The following is a 15,117-nucleotide window of genomic DNA, read 5'->3' as shown; positions in this document are numbered from 1 at the left end:
AACAATGCCTGTCGGCGCGACAGCGTATCGAGGCCGAGCGCGGTCATTTGTTCATTGGCCGGGAAGGCCTTTCGGTTGAAGTGAGACTCGCGAACGAGCTTGTCGCGTCGGAGCCTTAGAGTTTCGTAGCCCGAATGAGTGGGCCGGTGAATTTCGCGCATTGGCGTTGGTCCTTCAAAAAGTCCTCCCAAGCCGAGTCATATATTGCATTGCACTCGTCCATTTTGCAACGCAGCAAGAGCTGGACTGCCATGCAACATGCGCATGGATCATGACCCATTTGTGGTCACGGGTGAGATTTTCCCTCTCATGATATTTCGTAACTAATCCATTTAGTATCAGTTGGTTACAGAAGAATTTCGTTGCCACAATGCCGTTACAGTTATGAAAATTTGTTAACGACGATGGCGAGAGGAAGGCTCGGGCGATGCGTGAGATCGAAAGGGCCGTTTGGAGTTGTCGCCAGCTGTGGCGCGGAAGCCACACCACGGTCCATCTGGGACGTTTCAGCCGTCAATTTCCGCCCTGAATCGCAGCATGTCCTGCCAGGCGAGCTTCTTGCATGCCGGCGTCGCCAGCATTTCCTGCGGATGAAAGGTGGCGAAGGTGCGAATCTCGGCCGCGCCGGCCACAAGCCCGAACCATTTGCCGCGGGCAGAATGCACGCCCGCCCGGGGCTGATCGGAGAGGATTCGAACCGGGAGATTGCCGAGGACGAGCACGGCGTCGGGACGGACCAGTTCGACCAGCCTCTGCGCGAAGGGGCGGCAGATCTCGACCTCCCGCACCGTCGGGGCGCGATCGCCCGGCGTGCGCCACGGAATCATGTTGGCCAGGAGCAAAGCGTCCATATCCATGCCGATACCGGACATCATACGTTCGAGAATCTGGCCGGCTGCTCCCGAGAAAGGTTTCCCCTCCCGATCATCATCCGCAGCCGGCATGCCGCCGACCACGACGACTTGCGCGTCGAGCTTACCTGCCGCGAACACCGTATGTCGGGCGCTGAATTTGAGATTGCAGGCTGCGAACCCTTCCACGGCAGCAATCAACGCCTCGGGACTGTCGACGGACGCGGCTAGATTCCGCGCTGCCTCTACGGCCTCGGCATCGGGTACCGCAACGCTTGGCGGCGCCATGACCAGTGGCGCGGCAGGCTTTGATGCGCGCATCGTCGATGCGGCGGGCGCTTCGTCATCTCCCCGAGGACGTGCTTGGGTGGATCTTGCCGCTGTTTGTGCCGCCAACTCGCCGAACCGGTCGATCGGCTCGTCCTCGGACAGCCATGCAACCCCTGCCTCTGCATAGAAATGCATCAGCGCGGCCAGTTCGTCCGGCAGCAGGTCGTTGGCGGAAGCTATCGTCATGGAGACAGCAATAGCGGCTTGATCACGCCAAGGCCATGAAGATTTACAGTTTCGCCGTTACCGGCTAGACCGGCTGCGGCTTTTTCCGGCGGAATCAAGGAGTACAGGCATGGCGGTACTGGTAACGGGTGGTGCGGGCTATATCGGCAGCCACATGGTTTGGGCGCTGCTCGATGCAGGACAGGATGTCGTCGTCCTCGATCGGCTTTCCACCGGGTTTCGCTGGGCCATAGCACCGGAAGCAAAGCTCTACGAGGGCGACATCGCCGACGAAGCCCTGCACGAGAAGGTCTTCGGCGAGAACGAGATCGACGCGATCATCCATTTCGCCGGTTCGATCATCGTGCCTGAGTCGGTCACCAACCCGCTGATGTACTATGAGAACAACACGGTGAAGTCGCGCGCTTTGATCGCCGCGGCCGTCAAATACAAGGTGCCGCATTTCGTGTTTTCATCCACGGCTGCAGTCTACGGCACGCCCCGCGGCACCGAACCCGTCACCGAGAGCGAACCACTCAGCCCGGAATCGCCCTATGGCTCCTCCAAGCTGATGACCGAGATCATGCTGCGCGACACCGCCGCGGCGCATGATTTCACCTATACCGCGCTACGCTATTTCAACGTCGCCGGCGCCGACCCGCGTTGCCGCACAGGTCAGTCCACGGTCGGGGCGACGCATCTGATCAAGGTTGCAGGAGAAGCAGCGCTTGGCAAACGCGGCCATATCGATGTCTTTGGCACTGACTATCCGACGCCCGACGGCACCTGCATCCGCGACTACATCCATGTCAGCGATCTCGCCAATGCCCATCTCAAAGCACTCGAGCGCATGCGCGCCGGTGGCGGCTCGCTGGTCGCCAATTGCGGCTATGGTCGCGGCTTCTCGGTTCTCGAAGTGCTGGAGACGGTCAAGAAGGTCCATGGCAAGCCATTCGACGTGCGCTACGCCGGCCGCCGGCTGGGCGACGCCGTGATGATCGTCGCCAATCCCTCGGTCGCCAAGCAGGAGCTGAACTGGCAGCCGCAATATGACAATCTCGAATTCATCGTCGAGACTGCGCTTGCCTGGGAAGACCACCTGAGCAAGCGCAACGACCGCTGAGATGGCGGCCAAGGTTCGCCTCAAGCAACTCGCCGGCAGCTACGCGGTCTGCCGGCTCGATGCCGGATCGCCTATTCCGGCATGGGCGGATGGCGAGGGTTTCGTGTCAATCAGCCGCTCCGACGACGAACTCTCCATCGTCTGCCGCGCCGAGCGTATTCCGGCCGACGTGAAGCAGGACCAAGTCTGGGTCTGCTACAAGTTCATCGGCCCCTTCGCGTTCGACGAGACGGGGATTGTCAGTTCGGTCATCGGCCCGCTCTCGGACGCCGGCATAGGCATTTTCATCGTCTCGACCTTTGACGGCGACCATATGCTGATCAAGCGGACCGATGTCGCAAGCGCCGAGCCTGTGCTGGACGTAGCCGGCCATAGCCTTCTCTGATCAGTAGCCCACCGCCTTGCCCGACAGGGAGCGACTGTCTATCGCGCCATTGAGGCGTGCCCCATCGCCCGCTTCGATCTCTTTGACGCTGTCGCCGCCGATGAGAATGGCGGCCGCCTGCCCCCAGATCGTCCAGTTGGGATCGATACCGACGTCGTAACCCATCTCAGAGAGCAGTTTCTGGGTGTCGCGCGACAGCGCAAAGGGCTCCATCGCGACTTTGTCAGGCAACCATTGATGATGAATGCGCGGCGCATCAATCGCCTCGCGGATATTCATGCCGTGGTCGATCACATTGAGGATCGCTTCGAGCGTGATCGTGATGATGCGCGCGCCACCCGGACTGCCGATCACCATGAAGAGTTTTCCATCCTTGGTGATGATCGTCGGGCTCATCGAAGAGAGGGGCGTCTTCTTCGGCTGGATCGCGTTGGCCTCCCCCTGCACCAGGCCATAGAGATTGGCGACACCGGGCTTGGAGGTGAAATCATCCATCTCGTTGTTGAGCAGGATGCCTGTGCCATCCGCGACGACACCAGCGCCGAACGAGCCGTTTAGCGTATAGGTCACCGAAACCGCGTTGCCTTCCTTGTCGACGATCGAAAAGTGCGTCGTCTCCTGGCTCTCCGCCAGCGCGAGGGGTTTCGTCTCCTCCGATTTTCCGGCCTTGAGTGGATCGATCGCATCACGGATCTTGGCCGCATAGGCCTTGTCGATCAGCGTCGTTACGGGGTTTTTCACGAAGTCGGGGTCACCCAACGCCGCATTGCGGTCGGCAAACGCATAGCGCATCGCCTCCACCATGTAGTGCACGGTCTCGGCCGTCCCGGCGCCGAGATCAGAGATCGGATAACCTTCCAGCACATTGAGAATCTCGCAGAGAATGACACCGCCGGAACTGGGCGGCGGGGAGGAGATCACCTCATAGCCGCGGTAGGTGCATTTGATCGGCGAAAGCTCCCGCACCTGATACTGCTCGAAATCCGCCTTGGCGAGAATGCCCTTCTTGTCCGTGCTCGCCTTGACGATCTTGTCGGCGATCACGCCTTTGTAGAAGGCGTCCGGCCCGTCCTGCGAGATGAGAGAGAGGCTATCGGCGAGGTCCATCTGGATCAACTTGTCGCCCTCTGCAAAGGGCGTCGTCCCATCCTTGAGGAAGATCGCAGCCGCCGCCGGATCCTTGCTTAGCTTTTTCATCCCGCCGGTCAGTGTTGCGACATCCCCATCCTCAAGCACGAAACCGTCGCGGGCGAGACGGATCGCGGGCGCCATGAGTTCCGATCGCGCCATCGTGCCAAACCGCGTCAGCGCGGTTTCGAAGCCCATGACCGAGCCAGGGACTCCGACCGCGAGATAACCGGCCGTCGAAAGACCGGGCACGACATTGCCGTCGGCGTCGAGATACATGGTCTTGGTCGAAGCGAGCGGTGCCCGCTCGCGGAAATCGAGGAAGCTCGTGCGGCCGTCCTTGAGACGGATTGTCATGAAGCCGCCGCCGCCGATATTGCCGGCCGTGGGATAGACCACCGCCAGCGCATAACCGACCGCGACAGCGGCATCGACGGCATTGCCGCCATTCCTGAGCACCTCGATGCCGACCTCGGACGCCAATCTGTGGGCGCTCACCACCATGCCGTTTTCGGCCGTGACAGGCGCAGGTGAAGCCGCAACCCCTTGATTCGGATGAATAGTTCCGACTGCGAGCGACAGCATCGCGGCAAGAAATGTTTTTGTCGGCGAACGCATGGAGATTTCTCCTTCTCGTTCATACATAGGCTTCGGCGCCCGATGCCATGCGAACGTGTGAATTAACGGGCGTGACCGTGAGGCTCCAATTTGAGGAGAAAATCGATGAGTGACAAGCCGATCAAGATTCCCGGACCGGATCACCCGATCACGATTACGCCACTGGATGGAAAGGTCGTCGTGCGGGCAGCCGGACAAGTGATCGCCGAGACCACCCGCGCCCTGACGCTCAAAGAAGCAAGTTATCCTGCCGTCTACTACATTCCGCGGTCGGATGCCGACATGAAAACACTCGAACCCACTGAGCATGAAACCTACTGCCCATACAAGGGCGACGCCAGCTATTTCAGCCTGCCGTCGGGCGATGCTGGGAAGAACGGCGTGTGGAGTTACGAGACGCCTTACACGGCGGTCGCCGAGATCAAGGATCATCTCGCCTTCTATCCCGACAAGGTCGAGATCGAGGTTCGCGCCTGACGAAGGTCAGCCCGCGGTGGCGTCCTTTGCCCGCTTCGCAACCATCCACTGGATCGCGGTCGTCATCAGCGCGGCGCCCGCATAGCACCAGAGGCCGGCCTCGGTAAAAGCATTGGCGAGGCCGGACGTCTTGGCGGCAGCGATGACGATAGCCACCAGCATCACATCCATCATCGACCATTTCGTCAGCAGCGGCACGAGCTTGGCGAACCAGTTGCTTTCTGTACCCGGAGGCGTGAGTGCTTCGGCGGTGACCGCCACCATCTTCACGAAGGGGAAGATGATCGAGAACAGCGTGACGAGGATGGCGAGCGCGATACTGCTTTCCCAGAGCGCCGAGATGATACCAAGAAGCGACGGATCTTCCTTGAAGAAGAAGAGCTTCTCGAAGGTCATCAGCGGCAGGGTCACTCCGAGCGCGAAAAGGAAGGGCGCCAGGACGAACAGAACCGGCAATGCATATCTCACAGGCGCCCCCTTTCCGCGATAGCGATGCCCGTGATGACCAGCACCAGCGCGATGACATGGAAGCCGAGCATAGGCTCGCGCAGGAATATCACGGCAAGCAGTGTCCCGAACACCGGAATCGTGTTGATGAACAGGCTTGCGCGGTTGGAGCCGATAAGTTCGATACCCCGTACATAGAGGATCTGGGAGCCCAGCGACGGCGCAAGCGCCGTGAACAGGATCGCGCCCCAGCCGATCAGATCAGGCACGATGAAACCCGGGGATGACGCCTCCCAGACAAAGAGCGGGATCGCCGCAACTAGCGCGCCGAAGGCGGAAGCGGCAAACATGCTCTTCCAATGGATATTGGGTTTGTAGCGCAGGCTGATCGTATAGGCCGCGTAGATCACGCACGCGAGCAGCATGAGCAGGTCGCCCAGATTGAAGTCGAGCGCGAGGATCGTCTGCAATGATCCATTCAACGCCGTGACGGCCACGCCGAAGAGCGTGATCATATAGCCCGCAATTTGCCCGGCGCCGAGCTTGATTCGGAACAGCAGGTAATTGCCAAGAAAGATAATCCCAGGAATGCCGGCCTGCTCGATCACCACGTTGATCGCCGAGGTGTGCTGGAGCGCCGTGTAGAGCAGCGCGTTGAACACTGTGAAGCCGAGCCCCGAGAAGACGAAGCACACCAGCCAGTTCTTCTTGATCTCGGGCCAGTCGGCCATGATTTGCGGCAAGGAGAGCATGATGATGATCGCAAGCGCGATGGCCCAGCGGGAAACCGTGAGCGTCATCGGCCCGACATGTCCGACAGCGAACTTGCCGACAACTGCATTGCCCGCCCAGCCGAGTCCGGTGATGACGAGGAAGATGTAGGCTTTTACGGTGGGCGACATAAACAACTGCAAGCGTCGATGCGAGGAAGCAGACGCTTAGCGGCACGACACCAGCCTGTCACGACAAAAAGCCCCATGGGGCATTTAGCGGGTCGCTTTCCCAATCGTAAAGATTTATATGTGCGCGGGTTTGAACAGGCGCTGGACGCCGGAAAAGAAGGCAGGAAACTCTACATGGCGAATGTGGTTGTCGTGGGCACCCAATGGGGCGACGAAGGCAAGGGCAAGATTGTCGATTGGCTTTCGGAACGCGCGGACATCGTGGTCCGTTACCAGGGTGGCCATAATGCCGGGCACACGCTGGTCATCGACGGCGTGAGCTACAAGCTCTCGCTCCTTCCTTCGGGCGTCGTCCGCCCCGGCAAGCTCGCCATCATCGGCAATGGCGTCGTCATAGACCCGCACGCGCTGCTGACTGAGATCGACAAACTGGCCGGCCAGGGCGTGGTGATCACGCCCGAGAACCTCCGAATCGCCGACAATGCGACTCTGATTCTTTCGCTTCACCGCGAGCTCGACGGCATCCGCGAGGACGCCGCCTCAAATTCCGGCACCAAGATCGGCACGACCCGCCGCGGCATCGGCCCGGCCTATGAAGACAAGGTCGGCCGCCGCGCGATCCGCGTCACCGATCTGGCAGATCCTGATTCGCTCGGCCTCAAGGTCGACCGCCTGCTCACCCATCATAATGCACTCCGCCGTGGTCTCGGTGAGAAGGAAGTCAGCCATGAGACCATCATGGCCGAACTCGCCGCCGTCACCGACCGCGTGCTGCCCTACTCCGAAGCCGTCTGGGCGCTGCTCGACCGCGAGCGCCGCAAGGGTTCGCGCATTCTTTTCGAAGGCGCACAGGGCACGCTGCTCGATATCGACCACGGCACCTATCCCTTCGTCACCTCCTCCAACACGGTCTCCGGACAGGCCGCGGCAGGCTCCGGAATGGGCCCGTCAGCGCTCTCCTATGTGCTCGGAATCACCAAGGCCTACACCACGCGCGTCGGCGAAGGCCCCTTCCCCACCGAACTCTTTGATGAAATTGGTGCATTTTTAGGTGAACGTGGTCATGAATTTGGCACAGTTACCGGTAGAAAGAGACGGTGTGGGTGGTTTGACGCGGCCCTTGTGCGCCAATCTGTCGCCACCAATGGGGTAACGGGCATCGCGCTCACCAAGCTGGACGTTCTCGACGGGCTCGACGAGCTCAAGATCTGCACCGGCTATACGCTCGACGGCCAGGAGGTTGATCATCTCCCGGCGGGCCAGGCGGCACAGGCGAAGGTCAAGCCCGTCTACGTCACGCTGGAAGGGTGGAAGGAATCCACCGTGGGCGCGCGCAAATGGGCAGACCTGCCCGCCCAGGCGATCAAATATGTTAGGCTCGTGGAAGAGCTCATCGGCGCGCCGGTGTCGTTGCTCTCCACCAGCCCCGAACGGGAAGACACGATCCTCGTTACCGACCCGTTCGAAGACTGAACGAAAGCTCCGGGAAGGCGTCCGCGCCTAATGTGTCCGGCTTATTGAGTTGAGAAGGATCCTATGGCGGATTTTGTAGCAGTTATCCGGCGTGCGGTTGATGGCCTCACGGACAACACACCCGAAATGCGGGTCAAGGTCTACGAAAAAGCGCGTAGCGCTGTCGTGCGACAGCTTGACAACATGAATCCGCGACCTCCCGAAGCCATGTTCAAGCGTCAGCTCGACAAGCTCGACGACGCCATCCGTCTCGTCGAGGGAGAACATAGCGAAGCCTTGCCTGCCGACGTGGCGCCGGCGGAAGCTGTTCAGGCCGACGTTGCGCCCGTGGAGGCTGCTCCTGCCGAGGTCACGCAGCCCGTTGCCGAGCATGTGCAGGAAACCGTTCCTGAGGCGCATGTTGAAGCGGTGCCGGTTCAGGCTGCGACCGTGGAACATGTGGCTCAACCGGTCGAGCCGGTTGCCGCCGAGCAGGCGCATGACCATGCCATAGAAGACGCTCCGCGCTACCAGCCGGCGGTCGATGAGGCGCCGTTCCACTACGGCTCCGGCCACCGGGCCGAAGAGCCGGGGCATGCGGAAGCTGCGCTTCATGAACCGGTCGCGCATACCGAGACCGCAACCCAGCACGATTTCGCGCATACAGCCCATGTCGAGCCCGAGCCGATCAAGGTTCAGGACACGCAGGTTCATGCCGAGCCGGTCCATGTGGTCGAGCCGGCCGTTCATCATGCCGAGCCCATCGCCACTCATGATGACCAGCGCCAGCATGCCATCCCGACGCATGTGGCCGAAGACCATGACGACCCGCTGCTGTCGCATTTCGCCCCGACTCGCGAGCCGGCCATCCGCCATGCCTCCAACCGGGTGATGGAACAGCCGCATGTCGACGCGGAAAATGAATTCCCCGGCGGCGAGCTTGAAACAGCGCACGCCAAGGTAACCGAGGACGTTCCGGCCGCACATCCGGTCGCCGCTATGCCCGATTGGGGTGTCGATATTGACCGCGAGCCGGAAACGGCAGCCGACCATCCTGATCATGCCGACGCGCCGCCGATGCCGCGGGCCGCGCTCACCGAAACCGACGTGGCAACCGGCTTCAGCGATTTCATCAATAACGAATTCGCAACCCCCGCAGTCAAGCCGCCACCGGTCCGCAAGGAACCGGAAGGCGATTTCTCCTGGGACGCCCCGTTCGACGACCTGCCGGATCTGCCAAAGCCGGTCGCCTTCGAGCAGGCGCTGCATGCCCGCCAGGAGGAGATGGCCAAGGCGCCACCGAGCAAGGCCGACCGCCAGCGTGACGCACGTTCCGAACTCGAAGACCTGATCGGCTACAAGTCGCCCGAGACCGAAGACGGCGACCAGTTGTCGCCGGAAGTCTCGCGCGCCATGTCGAAGCTCGAAGGCAAGAGCTTCAAGGTCACGCGCAAGAACAAGCAGAAGTTCAATCCCATCCCGATCGCCTTCGGAATGGTCGCGGCGCTCATCGTCGCCGGTGGTGCCTATGCGGGCTATGTCTATCGCGAAGACGTCACCAAGCTGGTCGCAAGCTACATGCCGGCCGACAAGACGCCGGCAAAGACCGAGACCCGCGATATTCCAGCGTCTCCCGACCAGTCGAAAAGCGTGACGGTCAACGGCGATCAGGAAACGGCAAAGAAGGCTGCTGATGAGGCGAAACCGACGGAAGTTGCCTCACTCGACAACAATATCGCGCCGAGCAAGTTCACCCAGCGCCTGCTCGAAAACGGCACCGAGACCGAAACCGATGCCGCCAAGGTTCCGATCGACCAGTCGCTGACCGAAGGCAAGACCATTGCCGGCCAGACCGTGGCCGCCGAGACCGAAGTCGCCTCCACCGATGCGAAGGCGGCCACGACGAACGAGGTTGCCAAGACTGAAGACGGCCTCACCGTCGCGCAGAAGATGATCCTTTACGAAGAGCGCCTGGGCGATTCCCCGGTCGCCGTACAGGGCAAGGTCACCTGGAAGCTCACCAACGACACGACCAATGCCAGCGGCAAGAATCAGCCCATGGTCGAGGCAACCATCGAGGTTCCGGAGCGCAAGCTCAAAGCCGTGGTGTCCTTCAAGCGCAACGCTGATCCGTCACTGCCCGCGAGCCACATCATCGAGGTGGTCTTCGACCTGCCCACGGATTTCGCCGAAGGCAATGTCGAGAACGTTCAGCGTGTCGCCTTCAAGCAGACCGAACAGGATCGCGGCAACAGCCTGATCGCCGTTCCGGCCAAGATCACGGACGACTTCCACATGATCGCGCTCAACGACGATGCCGATGCGCGCAAGGTCAATACGGAACTGATGAAGACGCGTTCCTGGATCGACATCCCGGTCGTCTACCGCAACAACCGCCGTGCGCTGCTGACCTTCGAAAAGGGCTCGACCGGTACGGAAGCCTTCGACAAGGCGTTGGCCGAATGGGCCGCGCTCGGGCCCACAGCGAACAACTGATATCCGGTCCATCCGGACAGCAAGAAGCCCCGGCAGAACATCCTGCCGGGGCTTTTTTTTGTCGAACTTGTTTCCGTCGCTCAGGCGGGCTCAACGACGCGGAGCGCCTTGGCCTGCGCCAGCGCGGCTTCGCGGACCGCGTCCTGCACTTTTTCAAAGGCGCGGACTTCGATCTGGCGGACACGTTCGCGGCTGATGTCGAACTCGGAAGACAGTTCCTCGAGAGTCACCGGATCCTCGCGGAGACGGCGGGCTTCGAAGATGCGGCGTTCACGGTCGTTGAGGACCTTGAGCGCGTTACCGAGCATCGTGCGGCGGTTATCCAGTTCGTCCTGCTCGATCAGGATCTCTTCCTGATTGTCGTGGTCGTCGACCAGCCAATCCTGCCACTGGCCCGAATCGCCCTCCGACGCCTTGATCGGCGCGTTGAGCGACGCGTCTCCACCGAGGCGACGGTTCATCGACACGACCTCTTCCTCGGAGACATTGAGCTTGGTCGCAATCTCCTTCACCTGGTCGGGCCTCAGGTCACCATCATCGATGGCCTGGATCCGGCCCTTGAGGCGGCGGAGGTTGAAGAACAGACGCTTCTGGTTCGCAGTCGTGCCCATTTTCACGAGCGACCACGAGCGCAGGATATATTCCTGGATGGCAGCCTTGATCCACCACATGGCATAGGTCGCCAGGCGGAAGCCGCGATCGGGTTCGAACTTCTTGACGGCCTGCATCAGGCCGACATTGCCTTCGGATACCACTTCACCGATCGGCAGGCCGTAGCCACGATAACCCATGGCGATCTTCGCCACGAGGCGGAGATGGCTGGTCACCATTCTGTGGGCGGCATTGCGATCCTGATGTTCCGCAAAACGCTTCGCCAGCATGTATTCTTCCTGCGGCTCAAGCATCGGGAACTTGCGGATTTCGTCCAGGTAGCGATTGAGACCGCCTTCAGCGGTCAAGACAGGCATATTATTCCGGGCCATAGAGCACCCCTCTCATTCGGCTTCCTTGCGGCAAGCCTCGCTGGGCAAGTCACGGACTTCGCCCTTTTGGATATTTAGGTGACGTTGCGGCTGTTTCAAGGCAACAGCAATCACGCTCGCGTGAAAAAATAAGGCAGCCTTATTATTCGCGCGTCAGGTGATGGAACGATACTGCTAAATGCGCAGGGCGTCGATCAGTTCCATCAGATCGGCAGGCAATTCGCTTTCGAAGCGCATGACCTCGCCCGTACGCGGATGCTCGATCTGCAGGAGATAGGCGTGAAGCGCCTGACGGCGAAGGCGATTGACGATCAGATGTGCCGGCTTGGGCAGCAGGTTAACCTTCGTCTTGAATGCCGCGCCATATTCGGGATCGCCAAGCAGTGGATGGCCGATATGGGCCATATGGACCCGAATCTGGTGTGTGCGACCAGTCTCCAGCCGGCAAACGACACGGGCTGCGATCGCCGTCGCGTCAGGGCGTTCGTGATAGCGCTCGAGCACTTCGTAGTGGGTCACTGCGTGCCTTGCATCGTCTGCAGTCGCCGCGACGACAGCGCGCTTCACCCGGTCGCCGGACCGGCCGAGCGGCGCATTGATCGTGCCCTTCTGCGGCCGCGGCAGCCCCCAGACGATCGCCTGATAGGCCCGCTCGAGCTTCATCGTCTTGCCGTGGTCGGCGAATTGCGCCGAGAGGCTGGCATGCGCAACGTCGTTCTTGGCAACGACCATCACGCCGCTCGTCTCCTTATCCAGCCGATGCACGATGCCCGGCCGCTTGACACCGCCGATGCCCGACAGGCTCGCGCCGCAATGATGGATCAGCGCATTGACCAGCGTACCGTTCCAGTTGCCCGCTGCCGGATGGACGACCAGGCCAGCGGGCTTGACGAGAACGATGAGATCGTCGTCCTCGTAGAGCACGTCGAGCGGAATGTCCTCACCCTTGGGCTGGGGGTCTTCCGGCTCGGGAATGATGATCTCGATCCGGTCACCCGGCTGGATCTTCTGGTGGGGCGCCTTTGCCGGCGCGCCGTTGATCGTCACGTCGCCATCCTCGATCAGCGCCTTGACGCGGCTGCGCGAAAGACCGCCGGCGAGCACGTGCGCCAGCCAGGCATCAAGACGCCCGGCCGCATCGTGGTCGGCAATGAGGACTTTCCCCGCACCAGCATCTTCGCTAAGGAACTGCGACATGAATCCTAACCAATGCCTGGAGACTTGATGACCAATCCGAACTTCGCCGACGAGCAAGAGGCCCCGCTGGACCCCGCCTTCGAGAAAGTTCGCAGGAAGATGGTCCGGCTGCTCATCATTTCCAGTTCGGTCATCATTCTCGGTCTTATGGCCGTCGTGTACTCGATTGTCTACAGGGTCAACCGCATACCGCAACCTGAGAATCCCGTGGTGACGACTCCGGCCGCGCAGGACGCCGTGCCAGCAGCCCAGCAGTCGATCACCCTGCCCGCAGGCTTCGCCGTTGAGATCACTTCCATGTCTGGCAACCGCGTGCTGCTCTTCGGCACTGCTGGCGACGGCAAAAAACGGATCATCGTGCACGATATCGGCACCGGCAAGACGGTGACCGAAATCGACCTCAAATAAAGCATGATGACCGCCGACCGGCTCATCCGCATCCATGATCCCGATGATCCGCGGATCGCTGGCTATCGCGATATCCGCGAACGCGATCTCATCGGCCGGACCGGCCGCTTCATCGCCGAGGGAACCGTGGTGTTGCGGCTTCTGATCGATTCCCATGCGTCGGACGGCGGGTTCGAAGCCGAGTCCCTTCTTCTTCTGGAAAACCGCGTTGAAGGCCTCGACGAGTTCCTCGCCCGAACGTCTGACGACGTGCCGGTCTATGTCGCCTCTCGTGAGATCATGAACGCCATCGCCGGCTTTGACATCCATCGGGGCGTGCTGGCGCTCGGCAAACGGCGGGGTACGCCGACCGTCGAAGCGCTTATCGCAAGCATGCCGGCAAATGCACTGGTCGTAGCGGCGTGCGGCATCGCCAACCATGATAATATCGGCGCCATTTTCCGCAACGCCGCCGCCTTCGGCGCCGACGCCGTACTGCTTGACGAAACCTGCTGCGATCCACTCTACCGCAAGGCGCTGCGCGTCTCGGTGGGCTCGGTGCTTAGGGTTCCCTATGCCCGCGAAGGATCCATCGCGGCGATGCTTTCCAGTCTGTCGTCGAACGGCTTCCAGATCTGGGGCCTGTCGCCGGCAGGCACGACGGATATCCGAAATGTCCAGCCAGCACCGCGACTGGCCTTGCTCACCGGCACCGAAGGCGAAGGCCTGCCACAGCCGATCCTCCAATCCATCCGAACTGCCAAAATCCCGCAGGCGCCCGGCCTCGACAGCCTCAATGCCGGTACGGCAACCGGCATCGCGCTTTTCGCGATGGCGTCTGCGATGAACCGGATTTGAATTGGGTGGGACTGAGGCGATGCAGCCCTTCTGCGTCCTAATCCTGATGCATCAGGCTCGCCGCCCGGTTCGCGAGCGAGGTCCGGCCCGGGACATTGTTCTGCGGCTTGCCAGCGAGCATTTCGCGTAGCGACGACGACATGCCTTCCTTCTGTGAGACGACGGCAACCATCTTGGCGGCGATGTCGGCGATCTCTTTGCGGAGCGCTTCGTCGTGCTCCTCGTCCTTGAGGTTGAGAAGGCGATCCGAGACGGCACTGGCCTGGCTACGGGCTTCGTCGCTGAGTTCGGCGGCGCGCTTCTCGTCGATGAGGCGGGTCGGCTGGGCCACCACTTCGGAGGGTGCGGGCAATAGCAGATGAGCTTCGCCCTCGATTAACTCCGTGCGGGCGGGCTTGGTCCCAATCAAGGCACGACGCTCGTCAGCCGGCAGGCTCTTGACGCGGGCGGCAGGCGGCAGGCGGGTGGTCGTGGCCTTGGTGCCGCGTGTGGCCTCACGGGCCTCCGCATTGGCAGTCTTGAGGCGTTCTTTAAGGCGGGTGATTTCCGAAATGCGGCGCTCGATGATCGTGTCTTTGTCGACGCTGCCGGAGATCTCGGCATTAAGCCGGTCTTCGAGACGCACCGCCTTGTTCTCTTCGCGGGCAAGCCGGAGCTCGGCATCCTTAGCGCGCTGGGTTGCGAGCTTGACATCGCTGCGCAGCGTCTCGCGCTCGTCGCGGAGCGCGTTGATCCGGGCGCGGAAGCTTTCGGCTTCGGTGTCGCGGGTCGCGATGTCGATCTTGAGATTGTCGATATCGACGGTGAGCTGCTGCGCGCGATGCAGAAGCTGCGTGATACGGCCTTCCTTCTCGCGCTCTCGGACAACGGCTTCGGAAAGCTGCTCGCGGAGCTTCACGACCTTCAGTTCCTCTTCACGCAGCGACGCCCGCAATTCGCCGGCCTCCACTGTCAGCGCGTCGGCCGACGCCTGGAGATCGAAATTCTCGCCCGACAGGCGGCCAACCTGTTCAACGAGCTTGTCGTTCTGGATGGAGAAGGTCGCGGCCTTGCCGCGCTCCTGCTTGAGGTCATGCGCGGTCCGCGCGACCTGGGCCGCCATTTCGGCGCGCACCATGTCCTTCTGGGCGCGCAATTCCTGCGGGCTCACGGGCATGGTCGCCATGATACGATCTTCGGTGAATTTCACGATGCGACGGTGGATGGCGGGTGCGAGCAGCAGGCCGGCCAGAATGGCGGTCAGAAAGCCCAATCCGAAAAGCAGCGCATATTCAATCACGGCAGCAGAACCCGGCGTCTTCGTTTCACGCCGCTTAAA

Annotated in this window: 14 protein-coding genes; 7 read left to right on the top strand and 7 right to left on the bottom strand. The window is 61.4% G+C overall.

The genetic code is table 11. The features are described from left to right. Window positions 1–506: 506 nt before the first annotated feature. Complete coding sequence (locus AC2YI2_RS22870) at window positions 507–1,367, bottom strand: uracil-DNA glycosylase (protein WP_487388804.1); 861 nt, start codon at window positions 1,365–1,367, stop codon at window positions 507–509. A gap of 109 nt (window positions 1,368–1,476) precedes the next feature. Here AC2YI2_RS22870 and galE point away from each other — a divergent pair, with 109 nt between their 5' ends. Together galE and AC2YI2_RS22860 are read left to right on the top strand one after the other, a co-directional pair. Then, window positions 1,477–2,469 carry a UDP-glucose 4-epimerase GalE gene (gene galE, locus AC2YI2_RS22865; protein WP_487388803.1) on the top strand — a complete coding sequence of 331 codons (993 nt, stop codon included), beginning with the start codon at window positions 1,477–1,479 and terminating at the stop codon, window positions 2,467–2,469. A 1-nt stretch (window position 2,470) separates the two neighbouring features. Continuing rightward, window positions 2,471–2,854 (top strand): ACT domain-containing protein, encoded by a 384-nt coding sequence (locus AC2YI2_RS22860; RefSeq protein ID WP_487388802.1) that lies wholly within the window; start codon window positions 2,471–2,473, stop codon window positions 2,852–2,854. On the opposite strand, the gene ggt is transcribed toward AC2YI2_RS22860, so the two are convergent. Beyond that, window positions 2,855–4,600, bottom strand: a complete 1,746-nt coding sequence (gene ggt / locus AC2YI2_RS22855; RefSeq protein ID WP_487388801.1) for a gamma-glutamyltransferase — start codon at window positions 4,598–4,600, stop codon at window positions 2,855–2,857. Window positions 4,601–4,705: 105 nt separating this feature from the next. Between ggt and AC2YI2_RS22850 the strand changes: the two genes are divergently transcribed. Further along, window positions 4,706–5,077, top strand: a complete 372-nt coding sequence (locus tag AC2YI2_RS22850; RefSeq protein WP_487388800.1) for a DUF427 domain-containing protein — start codon at window positions 4,706–4,708, stop codon at window positions 5,075–5,077. A gap of 6 nt (window positions 5,078–5,083) precedes the next feature. On the opposite strand, the gene AC2YI2_RS22845 is transcribed toward AC2YI2_RS22850, so the two are convergent. Beyond that, window positions 5,084–5,545 carry a paraquat-inducible protein A gene (locus tag AC2YI2_RS22845; protein ID WP_487388799.1) on the bottom strand — a complete coding sequence of 154 codons (462 nt, stop codon included), beginning with the start codon at window positions 5,543–5,545 and terminating at the stop codon, window positions 5,084–5,086. Further along, the gene (locus AC2YI2_RS22840) at window positions 5,542–6,426 is read right to left on the bottom strand and encodes a DMT family transporter (RefSeq protein WP_487388798.1); all 885 of its coding nucleotides are present in this window, start codon (window positions 6,424–6,426) and stop codon (window positions 5,542–5,544) included. Before AC2YI2_RS22840 ends, AC2YI2_RS22845 begins: the two co-directional genes overlap by 4 nt. Window positions 6,427–6,600: 174 nt before the next feature. On the opposite strand from AC2YI2_RS22840, the gene AC2YI2_RS22835 reads away from it, so the two are divergent. Beyond that, window positions 6,601–7,899 (top strand): adenylosuccinate synthase, encoded by a 1,299-nt coding sequence (locus AC2YI2_RS22835; RefSeq protein WP_487388797.1) that lies wholly within the window; start codon window positions 6,601–6,603, stop codon window positions 7,897–7,899. Window positions 7,900–7,962: 63 nt separating this feature from the next. Next, window positions 7,963–10,374 carry a hypothetical protein gene (locus AC2YI2_RS22830; RefSeq protein ID WP_487388796.1) on the top strand — a complete coding sequence of 804 codons (2,412 nt, stop codon included), beginning with the start codon at window positions 7,963–7,965 and terminating at the stop codon, window positions 10,372–10,374. An 80-nt stretch (window positions 10,375–10,454) separates the two neighbouring features. On the opposite strand, the gene rpoH is transcribed toward AC2YI2_RS22830, so the two are convergent. Beyond that, window positions 10,455–11,357, bottom strand: coding sequence for an RNA polymerase sigma factor RpoH (gene rpoH / locus AC2YI2_RS22825; RefSeq protein ID WP_487388795.1), 903 nt, complete (start codon window positions 11,355–11,357; stop codon window positions 10,455–10,457). Window positions 11,358–11,531: 174 nt separating this feature from the next. Next, entirely contained in the window at window positions 11,532–12,554 is a 1,023-nt protein-coding gene (locus AC2YI2_RS22820) for an RluA family pseudouridine synthase (protein WP_487388794.1), read from the bottom strand. Window positions 12,555–12,581: 27 nt separating this feature from the next. On the opposite strand from AC2YI2_RS22820, the gene AC2YI2_RS22815 reads away from it, so the two are divergent. Then, the gene (locus tag AC2YI2_RS22815; RefSeq protein ID WP_487388793.1) at window positions 12,582–12,962 is read left to right on the top strand and encodes a hypothetical protein; all 381 of its coding nucleotides are present in this window, start codon (window positions 12,582–12,584) and stop codon (window positions 12,960–12,962) included. Between the two features lie 6 nt (window positions 12,963–12,968). Continuing rightward, window positions 12,969–13,799, top strand: a complete 831-nt coding sequence (locus AC2YI2_RS22810; protein ID WP_487388883.1) for a TrmH family RNA methyltransferase — start codon at window positions 12,969–12,971, stop codon at window positions 13,797–13,799. 37 nt (window positions 13,800–13,836) lie between these two features. On the opposite strand, the gene AC2YI2_RS22805 is transcribed toward AC2YI2_RS22810, so the two are convergent. Continuing rightward, a complete protein-coding gene (locus AC2YI2_RS22805) occupies window positions 13,837–15,078 on the bottom strand; it encodes a hypothetical protein (RefSeq protein ID WP_487388792.1) in 1,242 nt (413 codons plus the stop codon). Window positions 15,079–15,117: the final 39 nt, after the last annotated feature.

The organism is Rhizobium sp. SRI_017 (assembly GCF_057586295.1).
This window is presented reverse-complemented; position numbering and strand designations above follow the sequence as displayed.